This is a genomic window from Marivirga harenae, assembly GCF_030534335.1.
GTDB lineage: Bacteria > Bacteroidota > Bacteroidia > Cytophagales > Cyclobacteriaceae > Marivirga > Marivirga harenae.
Map to the genome: position 1 here is coordinate 153,724 of NZ_CP130565.1, position 17,381 is coordinate 171,104.

Genomic DNA, 17,381 nt, shown 5'->3' on the forward strand with positions numbered 1-17,381 from the left:
CATAAGCATCTTTATTTTCAAACAGAACACAATTAACAAGACCATTAAAAATTTAGATCTTGTACAACAAACAAAAGACCTAATGTTATGAGCAAAAATAAAATCCTACCATACAAACCCTATCTGAAAAAACTAGCTCGAGAGCTAAGAAAAAACAGTACAATAGCAGAAATAATGCTTTGGGAACAGATAAAAGGTAGGGAATTAGGTTTTCAGTTTCACAGGCAGGTGCCAATTGATCGCTATATCGTAGATTTCTATTGTCATGAATTAATGCTCGCGATTGAAGTAGATGGTTCATCACATGATAATGAAGAAGGGGTAATTCTTGATGAACACAGACAATCAAAGCTTGAAAAGTATGGGGTGAAATTCTTAAGGTTTGATGATACTGATGTTAAGCAAAGCACAGAAAATGTGGTTGAGACCATTAAAGAATTTATTAAGCAATTGGAACACCCCCCTTCACCCCCCTCAAGGGGGGAGCAGCCCTGATCAACTTTAAATAGTAAATAGATAATGTGTAGATTTTAAAACCTAATTGTAAAAAAATAAAAGATAAGAATAAAGCATAATGCATTCTGATGATTTCAATCTGTGAGGCTATCCCCTTGAGGGGATTATAGGGGTGTTATTATTTAAAAATACTAAACAGAGACAAAATGAAAAACTACCTACTACTATTATATAAACTAATCACCTACAATGTGAAGGTGATATTTGCGAACAAATTCGTCTACTTTGTGCTGGCGTCTTTTTTGTTCTTTGCTTTTATTATCACAATTGCAATCTTTGACGATCCTGATTTTAATGAAGCGGTGATCTACGGATTCTTAGTATTTCCTGGCTTGCTACTGATCTTCTATCCTATGGCCTATGGGATCCAGAATGATGATGATTCCAAGATGCTGGAAACCATTTTTGGGATTCCCAACTATCGCTATAAAGTATGGCTAGTACGCTTTATATTGGCTGTTGGTGTTGCATTTGTAATCCTTTTAGTACTGGGCAGCATTGCCAACTTTACGCTTTACCGTTTTAGTCTGTTGCCAATGGTGGGGCAAGTGCTCTTCCCAATAACGTTTCTCTCCTCATTGGCTTTTATGCTTTCTACCTTAATCAAAAATGGAAACGGTACTGCAATTGTGATTGTGATTGTCTCTTTTATCTTTTTTATATTTTCAGAACCGCTTAGCAACAGTGTGTACAACGTTTTTCTTAACCCATTTTCCGAGCCCAGAGAAATGAGCGAATTTATCTGGCACAGTATCATTTTCAAGAATCGCTTGTATCTGATTGTGGCCAGTGCCCTTTGCTTACTTTATGGAATGTTTAACTTGCAGTTTCGGGAGAAGTTTGTTTAGGAATACATACCTAAATTTCATCCAAATATTTTTTGGTTAAGGGACTTTGAGCACTTCCTGTATTGAGAGTTGAAGTGGGCTCAAAAAGCATCACCCAAACTTCTTCTTTCGCCACTGGTTTGTGTTCAACACCTCGGGGCACAATCAAGAATTCGTTTTCATTTACTTCTACTGTTCGATCTCGATATTTCATTTTAAAGCTGCCTTTCACCACAAAAAAGAGTTCGTCCTCCTCATCGTGTTTATGCCACACAAATTCACCTTTCAGTTTGGCAAGTTTTACATGCTGACCATTCAGTTCGCCCACAATTTTAGGTGACCAATGTTCTGAAAATAGAGAGAATTTCTGTTGAAGGTTTACTTTATCCATTTTGTACCATTTATTACGTTGCTCGGTATTCACTTATTTCAAACAAATGACCATCCGGATCTCTAAAAAAGCATCTGGTTTCAGCACCATTTACTACAGGAGGTGTTATAAACTCAGCACCTCTGCCCTTTAAAATTTCATAAGACTTATTGCAATCTTGAACTCTGATTGTAAATGAGTGACTAACTGAGTCTTTATCAACTGGAGAAACAAAATAAGTATTGGGTTTATCTGCTGTGGGTCCAGCGGGAGTGACTAGTAAAATCCAATCCCCTAAGAATTTTAGTACCATTGAGTCTCCTCCGTACTCTCGGAAGATTTCAGCTCCTAGTACATTTACATAAAATGCTTTGGATTTAGCCATATCAGAAACCACTAAAATTGTGGTAAATTCGGAATTTTCGAATGGATTATAATCGTGACTCATGATAACAAATCTTTAGGTCCAAAAATATCGAGCGAAAAGGAATTGACCTTTTTTTAAAGATAAGAAAAATAGTTTAAAAGTACTTTTCGGCTTTTAAAGCTTGAAAGTATTACTATTCGATTTAAGGATTGCTCTAAATTGGTAATCTTTTAAATCCACTGGAGTTTGATTTGATCGCTAACTTTCGGCAAGAGATCATCTCTGTTGCGCTCATAAATGCTATCTGCAAAGAAACAAAAAAGGAGCTACAAGATCATTGCTCCCACTTGAATTAAAAAATCTTATTTAACATCAGCCAAAATCCAGTTTAGAATAGGATCTTTTCCATTCAAGTAATCTTCAAAACTTAACTTTATTTCTTTGTCAAGATGTAAATCTTTTGCTGCCACTCCATAAAATGAGTTGACCCAGAAAGTTTTTCCAAATGTGAAACTATCATCTTGCCAGTCATGTTCTGCATTAGCATCTGCTATCGTAATTTCGGAGTTGGGCATTCTGTACATATCTCTTTCGGCCCAAAACTTTAATCTATCACCCACTTCCTCTCCTACTACTACAATCTTATCTCCTGCGTAATATTTAATTCGAGCAGCCGTTACCAATCCTGCTGAAAATGTCATGTTACTTGTAACGAGATATATGTTTTTATCACTATCAATGATTTTTGGTGGCTCCGTGGCAAGATCAACTGGGATGATATAATTTCCTCCAGTGAAGTATCTTAAATCACAAACCACATCATAATCCGTTTTGGTTTTTAGTTCGTTTATAAACTCTTTTATTTCTCCCTTAAAGTCATCGGCCGTATCCCAGTATCCATTTATGCCAAAATATGCTAGTTTTTCAGTATCATCGAACTCATAGAAAACGCCCTCTTGCATTCTCTCTAGATAAAGAGGTTTGGTACTATTTGCGTTTAAGAGATGTTTCCAATCTGTATCATCATCACTTGGATATAAATCCGCCCAATTCCCGTAATAAATATCTTCAATTTCTTTTGTGTCAAAACTGGCTTTCAATGTGTCAATCCCTTTCAATAAAGTAAGAGTCATTGAATTGGGATCTGACAGCCCAATTCCATTGAGAATTTCCGGACTGTTCAGATAGTCTGTCATTTTAAATTCCTTCCATCTTTCGATTCCAGGTAAATATGGCTTTAGTTTTTGCTCGACCTCCGAAATTTCGATTGAATTGATTTCTAATACTTTAGCACCTAAATATTCTTTTGAAGCACTGTCGCTTTTTATGATATGAAGTCCATTAGAAAACCGATAGAAACGTAAAGGTATCTTGCTCATAAAACCAAGCGGAATTACAGTATGTCCATTATCAGCCATTGCTACGCATTTCGACAATTGTAGGATGATTTGAGGGTCTGAGAGTGAATCAATCTGTGACTTTAGATTGGACAGTATTAATTTGCAACTAGCTAAGGAATCATCAGGGAATGTTTCCGAACCTGTTAAATATTCATTCTGAAAGTAGGTAATGTCTTCAAGCCATTTTTGATTTCGTGATTTTTCTAAGCTGCGGTCTGCAGCATGATTATCAACGCATCCCTGCAGTAAAAGCATAAGTGTAAATATTAATCCTATTTTATTTAATGAGGTTAACTTCATGAGCTTAGGTTTAGTGATGGTTTATTTATTTGATAGGCTAAAAGTCAAACTTTTTTCCGTCATGAAATATTTTTTGTTACTGAAATGTATGTTTATCAGGATGGGATGTCTTCTATTATTGATGGAGTGTCTGAACTTTCTACATTTGACTGGACCATGAGCTACGCAGGAAACTGTGCCTATCAGTTAACTTCCTTACTTTACACAATTAATTAGTTGCATATAATTCCTTCACCTTTTTAAAGTCGGTCGAATCATTTATTTCGTAAAAATAGTACTGTTGCCATTTTTGGGTTCTTTTAGCTTGTATGCTTTTTACAATTTCCCAATTAGGATAAACTCGGAAGGCTCTTTTCCCTTCTTTTTTAGAAGTTGATAATATACCTTTTTCAATAAGCACAGATTTGGGGAAAACAAATTGTCCCAACTGCTTTTCAGTTATTACACTCACCACATAAAAATCGAATCTGTCAGCTTCTTCAAGCGGTGCAATTATTCCCTGACTGTTTCTTTTCCAGTACACTACGAACTGTCCGGCTTTTTTAGGCGTAATTTTAGCTTTCCTGCTTATAATACTCCTTCCATTCAACTCAAATCGGCAAGCTTCATATTCTTTGCTTTCGTCTTCAATTTGAAAGTCTGACATTTTTAGCCCACATTTTTCATAAACTTGAGTATTGATCTGCTTTAAATTATTGTTCATTCTCTTTAGTGTACTAAAAAGAGTAAAACTAGGAAATTTTTAGAATTTTGGCTGCTAGGTGGGGCTAAAAAAGAACCACAGCATTCTAATTAATGCTTCCAGGCGGCTACACAGCATTTCTTTACTATTTGAGCCTGAATCCTTAAAAAATCTCCAGCGATACCAAAAAAAATAGCAATGAGATAATTCCCATCGCTATTAACCTTAAATTGTCGTTCTTAGGCTTGGAAGCAGTTAAGCTCTAAGACTTTCCATCTCTTCTATAGTAGCATCTAATTTATCGAAGATGCGCCCATACATAAGCCTCACATCAAAATTGTAAATCTGCTTGGAAAACAGCAGCATCAATAGTGTCACCACAGTAGTGAAGACCCACGCCATAAGCGGAACATCTCCTATAAAGATGACATCCGGAAATTTCGATCCTACTTCATTAACTAAGTCTTCCTGACTAGACCATGATGAAAAAAGCATGCTCATCACGATCAGGAAATAAATAGGATACGTAAAACGGGTCACACTTCCATTTTTCAACAGAATAGTGTCCAACCAGCCCTTAAATGATTTTAAATAATCGTAACTATTTTGGCCAGTTTCTACCGGCTCTATTCGCTCAATTTGTCTTTTACTAAACCAGGCTGTTACCAACATTAGGACCGATATTGCCAACCCTTGCCATACTGCATCGACCAAGAAGTAAAAAAGAGGTATTACAATAGCCATCCCAATAATTAACTTTAGGTTGAACTTCAATCTGCTTTTTATTTTATCCACAATATGTTTTGACTTCTGCTCGTATAATCTATTGATCTTTGGCAAATCCAAGCTACCCTCTTCAAGGAAGCCTTCTTTCCACATATTTTCAATTGAATTTTTCATCTATAATCTTTTTAAGTCGTTCTTTAATTCTTTTTACTCTTACTCCAATATTATTCGGATTTGTACCCAGAATATCAGCGATCTCTTGTTGTGGTTTCTCCTCCAAATAAAGAAGTATCACAGCTCTATCAACTTCTGATAAGTGTTTTATGGCGGTGTATAATTGATTTAACGCTTCATTTTCAAATGCCTTATTGCTTACCGTAACTGAATCTGGTAGCACATCAGAGGTAAAATGAATAGGCTCATTATTTTTCTTCTTCTTTAGGAGCGTCAAGCATACGTTCAGAGAGATTCTATAAATCCATGTAGTCCATGCGCATTGCTCATTAAAGCTTTCTCTGCTTCTCCAGATTTGTAGACAAACTTCCTGATAGTAATCTTCAAAATCCTCCTGAGAATTGGTATACGCCCTGCAGATCTTGATAATGATGGCTGCATAAGGTACAATTGAAGAGTGATAAAAATCGCTACTCATTAGTTTTGCTTATTGATCCAGCTTGAGACCGTCTCCAGCACTAGGGGTTCCATGGTAGTCTCTATTTGAGCATATTCCTCCATAGAACCTGTCTCACAGATTTGAAATAAGTGGTTCATATTCTCAAATTCTTTTACAGTCACTTTTTTGTTTCCTCCTTCGAGCAATGCTTTTTTGATGACCTCTAGGTTACTCGGACCTACCTGCACATCCTTCGCTCCATTGATTGCCAGAACTGGGCATTCTACTTTTACCAATGTGGCTCTTGGATCATGATTTAAAAAATAAAGCAACCAAGGCCTAGTCAACTGAGCTATTTGCTTCTCTATATATTCTTCGGTGCTCATTCCTTCTATAACTACCTTATTTTTCTCCATCTGATGGCCAATGTAAACTTCAAGCTTATTTTTTAAAGTTTCCATATTCTCCTCATTATTTTTTACTAGCTCAAATATACCTTGCATAACGGCTACTTCATTTTTAATGTCCTGCTCATCAGCACCTTTTAACTTCCCTAAAAGCTCGATTTGCTGTATTGATATTTGCTCTCCAGTGACACCAGGCCCGGCCAATAGAACTATGAAATTCATAGGAATGTCAGCTGCCACCAATGGCGCAATTAAGCCCCCTTCACTGTGGCCTATTAGTCCAATTTTTTCCGGATTAATATCGTTCCGGTTCTTCAAATAACGGACAGCAGCTTTCACATCATTTGCAAAATCGGCACTAGTAGCGGCATTATGGTCGCCAGTAGAGGCTCCAAAACCACGATCGTCATAACGTAAAACTGCGATTCCCTGGCGAGTCAAATAATCTGCCAGCACCAGAAAGGGCTTATGCGTCATAAATTCCTCATCCCTATTTTGTGGACCAGAACCAGAAATCAGAATAGCTGTAGGAAAATTCTCCTTATTCTTTGGCAAACTAAGTGTCCCGGCAAGCGTCACTTCTCCTTCTTCGCTGCTAAAGCTTACTTCTTCAGCATAATACGGATAGGGTTTAGTCGGCTCTTGCGGTCTAACAATCTTCCTTTCGGCTATGGGTTCAGTAGAGAGGTCAAGCTGGAAAGACTGGTTAGCCTGATAAAATTTTCCTTTGATCTTGCTATCCGAAAGTGCTCCTTTGTACTGTGCTCCAATATTGGCGATCTGCAAATCTAATTGACCGTCAATAAATGTTACGGAACTAACCGGCATACCAAAGGCTTTTTGTGCTGGGCTGTCCATTGTTGCAGAATAGTTGCCTTCTGTTTCCGTAATATGGAAAATAAGTGGAAGCTCCATACCCTGGACTTTTAAGAGGCCATACCAATCGCCAGTTACTTGTTGAGCAGACGCTAGAAGCGGAGCCAGGAATACCAGAAATAATAATTTAATCTTTCGCATAATTTTATCTTTTCTTTATTAGTGGCTGAAAAAAAATAATCTTACACGCTGTCAATATTTTTTTACCTCCCATATCATTCATAAGGCAAAGATATTTCTAAAAGGAAATAAAATGTAGTTTATTAAGCTATGGAAATCCATACCTGAAAAATCATACTTATCCTCATAAATAATCTTAAGGAAAGCCGCTATCAGCTTCTAAATCAAATTATTTCGCTGTGCTTTTTGAACTGCTTCTAGCTTTGAATGTACTTGCAACTTAGCGTAAATATTTTCAATATGTTTGCGTATAGTAGAAGGTGACAAAAATAAATTTTCCGCTATAACTGTGTAACTCAACCCTTGGGCCAACTGCTCTAGCACAATGACTTCCCTTGGAGAGAGATTGATTTGCTCTGCATTTTTCTCATCAAAATTAATCGGGTTTCGTAGTAATTTAAGAGTCTTCAAAGCAATGGAGGGATTCATAGCTGCACCCCCATGTAATGTTTCTATTATGCCATTGAACAATAAATGTGGATTAATGTCTTTCAACAAATAACCATCGGCTCCGGCTTTAATAGCATTAAATATGTGCTCGTCATTATCAAAAACCGTGAGCATAATAATTTTGATATGGGGATACTTTTGTTTAACAATCTTAGTTGCTTCTATGCCATTCATTTTAGGCATTTCGATATCCATTAAGATCAATTCCACGCGACTGCTATCGTCTAATTTCTCTAATAAATCCTTTCCGCTACTCGCTGTAAATTTTATTTGAATTTCTTCAAAAAAAGACAATTTCTCCTTTATGGATTGAATCAAAAAACTGTTATCATCTACTATAGCTATTTTCATTGGTAGGTTAGTGCGATTTTATATTCCATGATGATACAAATATTTACTCAGGAACAATTAAGATTTCTAAATTAGAATTATGATTGTGACAGTAATATAAAAATAGCGCGAATTACATAGATCCAAAATAGGGCAATTGCCTTATTCGTTCACTGGCACTACTAATTGTACTTTAGTGCCTGGTTTTTGGTTCAAGATTGACAACTGACCTTCTATTTCCTCTGCTCTTTTTCTCATGTAATTCAATCCGTTGCCGATTTCTCGATTTTCCTTTTCAAAAATATCAAAGCCTTTCCCATCGTCAATAATTTCTACCACAACTTCATGAGAGTTTTGAATGAAATTGACTGTAATTTTTTGAGGATGTGAATGCTTTATGGCATTATTTACTGCTTCCTGTATGATACGATATACGTTAATTCCTTGCAACGAATTAAATGCCACACCTTCCTGTTTATTCCTAAAATTAACCTCGATTTCAATTCCCATTAAAGAAGCTTTGGCCGCCTCCATGAAATTAGTAATACGCGATTTTAGATCTTCAAGGGTTATTTCATCTTTATTCATGGCCCAAATGGTATCACGTAGATCTGTGATGGTACTTCTGGTGAAGGCAGCTATGCTTTCAAATTTAGGATAAATGAAGTCTTTGCTGAACTCATAATACTTCAGGTTGTCCAGTGAAGAGATAATAAATGTTAATTGGGAACCGATATTATCATGTAAGTCCTTTGAAATAGTTAGACGTTGCTCTTGTAAATTATTCTGGTTTTCTATTCGTACCAATGCCTCTTTTAACTGGTTTTCTTTAACGATTTGCTTGTTCCGCTGTTTCTGTTGTTTATACACTGCAAATCCAAAAATTGAGACTAAGAAAGCTAGACCAAAGGCAGAAATAAGCCAGTTAGTTCTATTTTTAATTTCCACCTCCTTTGTAAGGATGTCTGTTTGTATTTCAGCCAAAAGTTTTTCTTTCTTTTCCGTTTCAAACTGGATTTGCAACTCTTCTATTCGGCTGTTCACCTTTAGGCTGTTACTGCTATCTTTCAGGCTTTGAAATCTCTCTTTCCAGCGATAAGCATTTTCGTAATCCGATAAACTGAGGTAGGTGTTAGCGATCTGTTCATAGCAATATTGTTCCAGATGTTGGTATTTAAATTGCTTTGCCAGACTGGCACAACGCTTAAAATTTTCAAGCGCTTCTTTATATTTCTGTTCCAGCACTAAAATTTCAGCCTTTTGCACATAATTTACAGTAATGCCATAATTATCCGCTATTTCATTTCGGATGACCAAAGAAGTATCCAAATAGACCTTTGCATATCTATAGTTTTTCATTTCAGCAAAAGTGTTTGCAATATTGGCGTAGCTGTACCCCAGACCTGTGCTATCCTTCAGGGCCTTTTTGATTCGTAAAGATTTTTTCTGGTAGAGTAAGGCGCTGTCATTTTTTCCAATCATGTTAAGCACCACTCCATAATTATCATAAACGGGGTTAATTCCCACTGAATCGTTGACCTCTTCCAACAACTTTATGCTCATTTGCATGTATTGCTGAGCTTTTCCCAAATTATTCGACTTTAAATTATATCCCAAGCCACCATAGGCAATTCCAGCTTTGCCTATATCACCGATCTCTTCAAAAATTTTTATAGCTCTCAAGGATAGGGCCAGGCTTTCATCGATCTTATTTTGATAGGCTTTTAGTTGGCCCTGCTTAAACACCACATCGCCCAAAGAAATACTATCATTAAGTTCTATAGCGATTTGCTCTGCTTTTTGAAACAGTTTTTCTGCCTTTTCTACCTCTGCTACAAACTGCCCATAAGGAACTTGAGTAATGAGTTCCAGTTGTTTTTCGACAGAAAGCTTTTTAGCTGATTGTGTAAGACTATCTAAATACGTTGCTTCCTTTTGAGAAAAAGCAGGAAATGAAGCTAAGATGAAAAATAATATCCAACAGAATCGCATAGGTTTTATTTAAAGGCTGCGACTAAGATAAAGAAAAAAGCTATTTGATTTTAAAAAAATTCCTGAACCGATAAAATCAATTCAGGAACTTATAAGTGATCATAGCAATATTTGAATTGCTAATATTGCCTAATTTATCTATTCAAAGACTTCATTTAGATGGTATTTAATAAATTCGCTTCCAGCGAGGTACATTCCTTCTGCATACTTTTTACCATCTGGTTCAAGCCATTTAGTAGTTTCGCTGTAATTGTCACCTCTGATCATCACTATAGGATTTTGTAAAGTAGCTGTTGCCTGAGTTTGCTTAGAGTACGCCACTACTTTATCCTTTTCCAAAACCCCTGAAATTTCCAAGTCAGATTTCATAAAACCACTGTATTGAGATTCTGCACTACCTCCTATTTTTAATTTTCCTCTGGTGAAAGAAACATAACTGTTTAAAGCCACAGCCTGCTTATTCTTATCTATCAGGCTCGTAAGTCCTGCAGAAGTGTTTTCATCAGTAACATTATAAAGGTTTGCTAATCTGTAATTAATATACAATTTCACTTTAGCTTGATTACCGACATTCCAATCGTTGCCCACAGCAGAAAACACATACACCAGCGAAACATCGGCTACTAAAGCATCTTGCAGCTCCTGCGAAAGACTTTGAGGAGTTTTGTCGAAACCAGCCAATGTAGAAGACAAAGCATTTCTGTCTTTATAGAAATAAGAATAACCTGTGGGCACGACAGACAAAATGCCTGTCATGTCGGTTTCATACACGCTAGGGCCTGTAGCTTTTTTCCAGCCTTGATAGGTATCAGTATTTCCTGCTTCTTCCGCTGAAATAATTTCATAGCCTCTGGATTTCATATCATCCACAAAATCCTTATAAAGCTGATCGGCTTTTGATTGTATGGCATCTTTTTCCAAAGTAGCCAAGCCTACAGCAGCTTTTGCCTTGGCAGCATTTTTTATACTTCTACCAAAGCCACCTGCTTCCTTTTTATCAACCGCTTCTTTGTAAATTTCAAAGTTGATGTTAAAACTTGAGATATATAATTTTTTAATGCCATCATTGAGTTTTTTACTCTTAAAGGCATCGTCTTTAGGTTGAAATTTACCCAAATCTTGAGCGCTAAGTGTGTAAAATGAAAATAAGGCTAAAACAAGTAAACTAATTTTTTTCATGATTTTTGTGTGAATGGTTATCATACAAAATTGCTTTTAAATAGTAGCTGATTCAATAAGGCATTTGCCCTATTTTCTTGGTTTTTAGAAGAATAATTTTACTTAGGGCCACCGTAGGCAGTTAAGTCATCTAAAAAATACGGAGTAATTTCTACCTTATAAATTAGAAGCGATAGCAGGACTATTTGATATAAAATATTCTAAGGCGGATATTTAGTAGCAATTTTTAATAAAAAATTTATCTTTTCAAAACCTTTTCTATATTTACATGTATATACATATATTGTATCGACATTAAATAAAATATTATGACTCTAAGAGAAAAAACACAAGACATTTACAACCTAATAGGTGAAGGAAAATTATTAGATGCATTCGATAAATACTATGGAGAAAGCGTAGTAATCACCGAACCAAGAGGAACATGGACAGGCAAAGCTGAATGCAGAAAGCACGAAGAGGAATTTTTAGGTATGATAAAAGAATTTCACGGAATGGAAGTAACCGCAATCACTTCTGACGAGGAAGCGGGTATAGTAATGCATGAAACTTCTATGGATGTTACTTTTCAGGATGGTAACCGCGTAAATATGGAGCAAGTTGGCGTGCAAAAATGGAAAGACGGGAAAATCGTTCACGAAAGATTTTATTACCAATAGTAGCAAGCAATTTGGAGAGACACGAAAAGCAGATCGATTGGTCTGCTTTTTTTTTGCTCTTATGAGCATATTAATGGAATTCAATCAGGGCAGCCCATCTGCTGAAAAGAGTAAATCTGTTCTTTAATTAATTTCGATTCGGTTAAGAATGTTAGCTTCCGTAGATTTGCAAATAAGATGAATGAAACGCAACAATTCTTTCAAGAAATTAAACAAGCTAGAACAGCGGATACTTTTGTAAAGCTAACTTTAAGTAAACCAATACGAAAGTCGGCAGATTTAGAAAATGTATACCTTCGTGAAGTAGAGATTCAAAAAGAAAAAATGATCTCTTTCACTTACCGATTCAAGACGAATGATCAGGTAAAAAACTATTCCTTAGATGGAGCCATAGACGAATTGGCAATTCTGTTGAACTCTTCCTTTCGTATTGCTACTTTGTTTACATTGGAGAAAGACGTTGCAATTCGAATTAATAAAAAGGGCAAAACATCGATTGCTACCAACCCACCAACCTTCAGTGACAAGCTTCCTGTACATCATGACAAGCATAAAGTAAAGCGGGTTTCTGACAGTGAGTTCTTGTTTCATTTGGGAATAAAGGATAAGCAAGGAAAACTTATCCCTAAAATGGCCGACAAGTATAAGCAGATTAATAAGTATTTAGAGATCATTGATGATTTGCTTAAATCTACCCCACTGCCCAAGAAAGTAAATATAGTGGATATGGGATCTGGCAAAGGCTATTTAACATTTGCTCTTTATGATTTCTTGCGAAACACCCGCCAGTTGGATATACAAGTAACTGGGATAGAGCTAAGAGAGGAACTAGTAACCTATTGCAATGAGGTCGCCAAAAAATGTGGATACAGTAGCCTATCCTTTATTTCAGAACGAATTGAAAATTACAATGCGGATAGAATAGACGTACTGATAGCCCTTCATGCGTGCGATACAGCCACTGATGATGCGATTTATAAAGGCTTAAGGTCTAAATCATCGCTAATTATTTGTGCCCCCTGTTGCCATAAGCAAGTACGACAAAGTGTTAAAGGGACAACTCAGGAAAACCCTATCCTTAAATACGGTATTTTTCAAGAACGCCAGTTTGAGATGGTAACCGATACCATACGGGCGCTCATTTTAGAGAAAAACCAATACAACACAAAAGTATTCGAATTCATCTCTAATGAACACACAAGAAAAAATGTAATGTTAGTGGCAACAAAGGCAAGTAAATCTCCCAATATTGAAGCAATCGAAGCCAAAATCGAAGGTTTAAAAAAAGAGTATGGAGTTGCAGAACATTACTTGGAGACACGAATAGATTAGAGTGGACAATTAAATATTCCCTATCAAAAGCTCTAGTTTCTAATCTTTTGAGCATTACTATTTTTTCTTTGTATGAACGACTCTAGCTATTTACCCTATAGAGATTAAAGTTCCAAATAGGTGAAAAATCTAAAAGACAGAAAATTATGTTGTACGAATTCGATTGCTACTAAACCTTCAGATAGGCTAGCACATAATTTCAAATATTATTAGTTTAGGAGTGATCTGACAGTTTAAATATTATTCTGTATAAAATTGTCTTATTTAGAGAATATTTTAGCTAATTCCTGAATTCTCAATATTACTATATAGGTTTCAAACCCTCTCATTAAATTTTATAGCCATCCATTATATTATAAATCCAATTTTTTATACATTAGGCATTGATTTAAAGCTTCATTCCCTATGAATTTCATAAAATTTATCTTCCCCTTTCTTATTTCATTGGCTCTGGTTGTGGGCTTAAATAATAAATGGGGACAGGTTCCTCCGTTAGGAAAGTTTCTCGATCCTTATAATGGGTTTTGGGCTAATTCCGAAAACCAAGATATTACATTTAAAGAGAACCCTGTTATCACAGGTTTAAATGAAGAAGTCAGTGTCTATTACGATTCCATTTTAGTTCCTCACGTTTATGCTAACAATGACCATGATTTGTACATGGCCCAAGGATACGTGACGGCACAAAATCGCTTATGGCAGATGGAATTTCAAACACATGCTTCAGGTGGAAGAGTTTCAGAAATTATTGGAAAAGATGCACTGGATTTCGACCGCTATCAAAGAAGAAACGGACTGCTTTATGGAGCTGAGAAAGCTGTAAAACTAATGGCTGAAGATCCGATCATTGGACCAATCTTAAATGCTTATACTGAAGGTATCAATCAGTACATTGCTTCTTTAGAATACAAAGACCTTCCCATTGAATATAAATTATTGGACTATCGGCCTGAACCATGGACCAATTTAAAGTCAGGACTACTACTTAAGTATATGGCAAATGACTTAGCCGGTGGTGATAGTGATGCAGAAAACACTCAATTATTAAAAATGCTAGGAAAAGAAAGATTCGATTTCTTATTCCCTGATAGCTACAAAGATTTCGACCCTGTAATTCCTAAAAGCAGGAAATGGGATTTTGCAGCAGAAACTGTTGAAAGACCTGATTCTATTGAATTCCCTCTGGTTTTTCCCAACAATAAAGCTCCACAACCTGATCCGCAAAACGGAAGTAACAATTGGACTGTTCATGGAAGTAAAACATCTACTGGAAAACCAATCCTTGCTAACGACCCCCATCTTGGGCTTAATCTCCCCTCAATATGGTATGTGATGCATTTGAATTCTCCTTCCGTTAATGTTTATGGATCCACTTTGCCGGGAGCTTTGGGAGTCATAATTGGCTTCAATGATAGTGTTGCTTGGGGCGTTACTAATGCTACCAGAGATGTAAGAGACTGGTATCACATTACTTTCAAAGATAATGATAAGAAAGAATATTATTACAATGGTAAATGGTTAAAAACCCAAAAAGTAATCCAAGAATTCGAAATTCGTGGCGATGAAAACTACTTTGACACCATTTTTTATACTCATCATGGCCCTATTGTTTATGATGAAAACTTCAGATCTGAAAATAATAAGTCAAATTTTGCATTGAGATGGACAGCTCACGACCCATCAAACGAACAATTGACATTTCATCTTCTCAACAGAGCTAAAAATTATGATGACTATAAGAATGCTTTGACTTTTTACGATTGCCCTGCACAAAACTTTGCTTATGCAGATGTTCATGGTGATATAGCTTTATGGATCAACGGAAAATTCCCTTTGAGATGGGAAGAGCAGGGTAAATTTATAATGGATGGCTCTAGAGCAGACATGGATTGGGCTGGTTTTATCCCAAGAGAACACAATGCTCACATGAAAAATCCTAAACAGGCTTATTTAAGTTCTGCCAATCAAATCCCTGTTGATAGCACGTACCCGTACTATCATTATGATAGAGGGTATGAGCATTATCGCAATAGAAGATTAAACCGAAAACTAGAAACACTTGAAAATATCACGGTAGAAGACATGATGCGTTTGCAAAATGACAATTTTTGGCTCATGGCATCTGAAATTTTACCTAACATCTTGGGTAGTCTAAACCGAAATAATATGAATGAGGAGGAAAAAACCGCATTTGATGCACTATCCAATTGGAATTATATGGCGGATCAAGAAATGACAGCCCCAGCCTACTTTGAAATTTTATGGGATAACTTGTATCGTAATTTATGGGATGAATTTTATGGACTAGAGAATGCTGTTAGAAGACCGGAATTACCTGTTACTATTCAGATTTTAAAAGATAGTATTACTGATCCTTATATAGATTATCAAAAAACTGATAAAAAGGAAAGTATCAATGACCTCTTTCACATGAGCTTTACTTCAGCTGTTGATTCCATTGAAAATTGGAAATCAACCAACGATAAAGAACTGACTTGGAGCAATTTCAAAAATACTACGGTCCAACATCTTGCTCGCTTAGCTCCTTTTAGCACCAAGAATATTCAAATCGGAGGAAACAAGCATATTTTAAATGCCACTTCCGGGAGACATGGTCCTTCTTGGAGAATGTTAGTGTCATTGGAAGAACCAATTAAAGCATATGGTGTATATCCGGGAGGCCAATCTGGGAATCCTGGTAGTTACTACTATGATAATTTAATTGAAAAGTGGAGCAACGGTGAATATTACGAATTGGAAAATAAAGCTAATGCTTCCGACCTGCAAAATATTATTTTCACTCAAACATTAACCCCTAAAGCAAAATGAAATTTATCATCAGAACTATAATAATTGTAGTGGCAGCTCATTTTTCATTGCTCTATTTTCCGTGGTGGTCAATGGCTATTTGTGCGTTTTTCGCAGGAGCAATTATAGCAGGGAAGAACTTAAGTACATTTTTCAGCGGATTTATCGGGCTTGGCATTTTATGGTTAATCCAAGCATTCCTTATCCATAATGATTCAAGCGGTATGCTTTCCAATAAAATTGCCGCCTTATTTAATTTAAGCGATGGGATTTATATGGTGATAATTTCAGGCGTTGTCGCTGGATTGATTGGTGGCTTCAGCACCTTATCCGGATTTCGCTTTCGAAAACTTTTTAGTAGGGATAAAAGTAGAGAATTATATAGATGAAATTGATATAATAGTTTTTAAAAAAAGCAGTCAAATTATAGAATCTGACTGCTTTTTCATTTATAGGTATTTGAAAATAGAAATTAAAGAAAGTGAAATTAATCCATTAACTTAACTCCAGAAGCCACAAATTTATAATCCATTCTTGGTTCAGTAATTTCAGCAATCTCTTCTTCAGATTTTCCACCATCTTCAGCAAAATGCTTTAAGGTTTCCACATCAGTTTCTTCTTTCTTAGCAGTCCCTACCATCTTTACTGATTTCCCAGCTAGGTCCTTCGGCATAAAAAAGCCGTAATCCTTGAATGTTACTCTCATTGATTCTCCGTTTGGCAAATCAACTTTCATCCAACATCCCTTTGCTTGGCAAACCTCCGTTACTTTAGCCTCAACAACTGCCATAACAGAATCATTTGAATCCATCTCTCTCACTAAACTAGCTAGTTGAATTTCATTTTCAATACTAAAAGATTCACCCAAAAAGGCATCGGTTTTTTCCATTTCAACCGCCTGTTTTTCTTCCGCTTCAGAAGTCTTTTCAGAGCTATCTTTTTGACTACATGCTGTAAATCCTACAGCAACCACTAGAATTGATACAAATATATTTTTCATAAGTTTTTTGATTATTAATACGAAGGTAATTTTTATCTCGTTAATAAAAAAGAAAAATATCAATGCAACTTTTTAGGGTTTGGCATAATCATTGTAAAAGAAGTTTATAAATAGGAACAAAATGGAAAAGAGTAAAAATTTGAGCCGAAATGTTTTCTTAGCCATTGGAATATTAGTCGGCATTTTGATTTTTCTTTTAGGCTCACAGCTTAATGCTAATTTAGGCCATGCTCAAAAGCAAGAGTTCAAAAACGAACAGCTTGAAGAACCAAATCCTATTGTAAAGAAATTTTTTAGTTAGTTTTAGTTTAGTGATTAGTTGGTTAATGATTAAAGGTGCTCACGGGCACCTTTTTTTATGCCTTTT

At 35.9% G+C, this 17,381-nt stretch carries 18 protein-coding genes; 7 read left to right on the top strand and 11 right to left on the bottom strand.

Going from position 1 to position 17,381, the window contains the following annotated elements:
• Positions 1–87 precede the first annotated feature (87 nt).
• Positions 88–495, top strand: a complete 408-nt coding sequence (locus Q3Y49_RS00650; protein ID WP_303270285.1) for an endonuclease domain-containing protein — start codon at positions 88–90, stop codon at positions 493–495.
• A gap of 167 nt (positions 496–662) precedes the next feature.
• Positions 663–1,364 carry an ABC transporter permease gene (locus Q3Y49_RS00655; RefSeq protein ID WP_303270286.1) on the top strand — a complete coding sequence of 234 codons (702 nt, stop codon included), beginning with the start codon at positions 663–665 and terminating at the stop codon, positions 1,362–1,364.
• A gap of 10 nt (positions 1,365–1,374) precedes the next feature.
• On the opposite strand, the gene Q3Y49_RS00660 is transcribed toward Q3Y49_RS00655, so the two are convergent.
• The 10 genes from Q3Y49_RS00660 to Q3Y49_RS00705 form a co-directional block, all read right to left on the bottom strand.
• Positions 1,375–1,734, bottom strand: a complete 360-nt coding sequence (locus Q3Y49_RS00660; RefSeq protein WP_303270287.1) for a cupin domain-containing protein — start codon at positions 1,732–1,734, stop codon at positions 1,375–1,377.
• Positions 1,735–1,747: 13 nt separating this feature from the next.
• Positions 1,748–2,161: a VOC family protein gene (locus Q3Y49_RS00665; RefSeq protein WP_303270289.1), complete on the bottom strand. Its 414-nt coding sequence runs from the start codon at positions 2,159–2,161 to the stop codon at positions 1,748–1,750.
• A gap of 281 nt (positions 2,162–2,442) precedes the next feature.
• Positions 2,443–3,780: a hypothetical protein gene (locus Q3Y49_RS00670; protein WP_303270290.1), complete on the bottom strand. Its 1,338-nt coding sequence runs from the start codon at positions 3,778–3,780 to the stop codon at positions 2,443–2,445.
• 208 nt (positions 3,781–3,988) lie between these two features.
• Positions 3,989–4,483, bottom strand: coding sequence for a MepB family protein (locus tag Q3Y49_RS00675; protein WP_303270291.1), 495 nt, complete (start codon positions 4,481–4,483; stop codon positions 3,989–3,991).
• Positions 4,484–4,717: 234 nt separating this feature from the next.
• Positions 4,718–5,362, bottom strand: coding sequence for a hypothetical protein (locus tag Q3Y49_RS00680; protein ID WP_303270292.1), 645 nt, complete (start codon positions 5,360–5,362; stop codon positions 4,718–4,720).
• The gene (locus tag Q3Y49_RS00685; RefSeq protein WP_303270293.1) at positions 5,346–5,840 is read right to left on the bottom strand and encodes an RNA polymerase sigma factor; all 495 of its coding nucleotides are present in this window, start codon (positions 5,838–5,840) and stop codon (positions 5,346–5,348) included. Before Q3Y49_RS00685 ends, Q3Y49_RS00680 begins: the two co-directional genes overlap by 17 nt.
• The gene (locus Q3Y49_RS00690; RefSeq protein ID WP_303270294.1) at positions 5,840–7,225 is read right to left on the bottom strand and encodes an alpha/beta hydrolase family protein; all 1,386 of its coding nucleotides are present in this window, start codon (positions 7,223–7,225) and stop codon (positions 5,840–5,842) included. Before Q3Y49_RS00690 ends, Q3Y49_RS00685 begins: the two co-directional genes overlap by 1 nt.
• Before the next feature lie 198 nt (positions 7,226–7,423).
• Positions 7,424–8,065 carry a response regulator gene (locus Q3Y49_RS00695; protein WP_303270295.1) on the bottom strand — a complete coding sequence of 214 codons (642 nt, stop codon included), beginning with the start codon at positions 8,063–8,065 and terminating at the stop codon, positions 7,424–7,426.
• A 141-nt stretch (positions 8,066–8,206) separates the two neighbouring features.
• Positions 8,207–10,036: a tetratricopeptide repeat-containing sensor histidine kinase gene (locus Q3Y49_RS00700; protein ID WP_303270296.1), complete on the bottom strand. Its 1,830-nt coding sequence runs from the start codon at positions 10,034–10,036 to the stop codon at positions 8,207–8,209.
• Positions 10,037–10,174: 138 nt separating this feature from the next.
• Positions 10,175–11,215 carry a hypothetical protein gene (locus Q3Y49_RS00705; protein ID WP_303270297.1) on the bottom strand — a complete coding sequence of 347 codons (1,041 nt, stop codon included), beginning with the start codon at positions 11,213–11,215 and terminating at the stop codon, positions 10,175–10,177.
• A 308-nt stretch (positions 11,216–11,523) separates the two neighbouring features.
• Between Q3Y49_RS00705 and Q3Y49_RS00710 the strand changes: the two genes are divergently transcribed.
• From Q3Y49_RS00710 to Q3Y49_RS00725, 4 genes are all read left to right on the top strand, one after another.
• The gene (locus tag Q3Y49_RS00710) at positions 11,524–11,874 is read left to right on the top strand and encodes a nuclear transport factor 2 family protein (protein ID WP_303270298.1); all 351 of its coding nucleotides are present in this window, start codon (positions 11,524–11,526) and stop codon (positions 11,872–11,874) included.
• Positions 11,875–12,051: 177 nt separating this feature from the next.
• Entirely contained in the window at positions 12,052–13,206 is a 1,155-nt protein-coding gene (locus Q3Y49_RS00715; protein ID WP_303270299.1) for a class I SAM-dependent methyltransferase, read from the top strand.
• A gap of 405 nt (positions 13,207–13,611) precedes the next feature.
• Positions 13,612–16,035: a penicillin acylase family protein gene (locus Q3Y49_RS00720; protein WP_303270300.1), complete on the top strand. Its 2,424-nt coding sequence runs from the start codon at positions 13,612–13,614 to the stop codon at positions 16,033–16,035.
• A complete protein-coding gene (locus tag Q3Y49_RS00725) occupies positions 16,032–16,403 on the top strand; it encodes a hypothetical protein (protein ID WP_303270301.1) in 372 nt (123 codons plus the stop codon). The genes Q3Y49_RS00720 and Q3Y49_RS00725 overlap by 4 nt, the downstream gene beginning before the upstream one ends.
• Before the next feature lie 98 nt (positions 16,404–16,501).
• Here Q3Y49_RS00725 and Q3Y49_RS00730 read toward each other — a convergent pair whose 3' ends face one another.
• On the bottom strand, positions 16,502–17,014 hold the full coding sequence (locus Q3Y49_RS00730) for a DUF4920 domain-containing protein (protein WP_303270302.1): 513 nt from the start codon (positions 17,012–17,014) through the stop codon (positions 16,502–16,504).
• Between the two features lie 121 nt (positions 17,015–17,135).
• On the opposite strand from Q3Y49_RS00730, the gene Q3Y49_RS00735 reads away from it, so the two are divergent.
• Positions 17,136–17,315, top strand: coding sequence for a hypothetical protein (locus tag Q3Y49_RS00735; RefSeq protein WP_303270303.1), 180 nt, complete (start codon positions 17,136–17,138; stop codon positions 17,313–17,315).
• Positions 17,316–17,381 lie beyond the last annotated feature (66 nt).

Excerpts from the sequence above, each read along its gene's own strand:
- Q3Y49_RS00650 (WP_303270285.1), top strand. The coding sequence starts at position 88 with ATGAGCAAAAATAAAATCCTACCATACAAACCCTATCTGAAAAAACTA.
- Q3Y49_RS00655 (WP_303270286.1), top strand. The coding sequence starts at position 663 with ATGAAAAACTACCTACTACTATTATATAAACTAATCACCTACAATGTG.
- Q3Y49_RS00660 (WP_303270287.1), bottom strand. The coding sequence starts at position 1,734 with ATGGATAAAGTAAACCTTCAACAGAAATTCTCTCTATTTTCAGAACAT.
- Q3Y49_RS00665 (WP_303270289.1), bottom strand. The coding sequence starts at position 2,161 with ATGAGTCACGATTATAATCCATTCGAAAATTCCGAATTTACCACAATT.
- Q3Y49_RS00670 (WP_303270290.1), bottom strand. The coding sequence starts at position 3,780 with ATGAAGTTAACCTCATTAAATAAAATAGGATTAATATTTACACTTATG.
- Q3Y49_RS00675 (WP_303270291.1), bottom strand. The coding sequence starts at position 4,483 with ATGAACAATAATTTAAAGCAGATCAATACTCAAGTTTATGAAAAATGT.
- Q3Y49_RS00680 (WP_303270292.1), bottom strand. The coding sequence starts at position 5,362 with ATGAAAAATTCAATTGAAAATATGTGGAAAGAAGGCTTCCTTGAAGAG.
- Q3Y49_RS00685 (WP_303270293.1), bottom strand. The coding sequence starts at position 5,840 with ATGAGTAGCGATTTTTATCACTCTTCAATTGTACCTTATGCAGCCATC.
- Q3Y49_RS00690 (WP_303270294.1), bottom strand. The coding sequence starts at position 7,225 with ATGCGAAAGATTAAATTATTATTTCTGGTATTCCTGGCTCCGCTTCTA.
- Q3Y49_RS00695 (WP_303270295.1), bottom strand. The coding sequence starts at position 8,065 with ATGAAAATAGCTATAGTAGATGATAACAGTTTTTTGATTCAATCCATA.
- Q3Y49_RS00700 (WP_303270296.1), bottom strand. The coding sequence starts at position 10,036 with ATGCGATTCTGTTGGATATTATTTTTCATCTTAGCTTCATTTCCTGCT.
- Q3Y49_RS00705 (WP_303270297.1), bottom strand. The coding sequence starts at position 11,215 with ATGAAAAAAATTAGTTTACTTGTTTTAGCCTTATTTTCATTTTACACA.
- Q3Y49_RS00710 (WP_303270298.1), top strand. The coding sequence starts at position 11,524 with ATGACTCTAAGAGAAAAAACACAAGACATTTACAACCTAATAGGTGAA.
- Q3Y49_RS00715 (WP_303270299.1), top strand. The coding sequence starts at position 12,052 with ATGAATGAAACGCAACAATTCTTTCAAGAAATTAAACAAGCTAGAACA.
- Q3Y49_RS00720 (WP_303270300.1), top strand. The coding sequence starts at position 13,612 with ATGAATTTCATAAAATTTATCTTCCCCTTTCTTATTTCATTGGCTCTG.
- Q3Y49_RS00725 (WP_303270301.1), top strand. The coding sequence starts at position 16,032 with ATGAAATTTATCATCAGAACTATAATAATTGTAGTGGCAGCTCATTTT.
- Q3Y49_RS00730 (WP_303270302.1), bottom strand. The coding sequence starts at position 17,014 with ATGAAAAATATATTTGTATCAATTCTAGTGGTTGCTGTAGGATTTACA.
- Q3Y49_RS00735 (WP_303270303.1), top strand. The coding sequence starts at position 17,136 with ATGGAAAAGAGTAAAAATTTGAGCCGAAATGTTTTCTTAGCCATTGGA.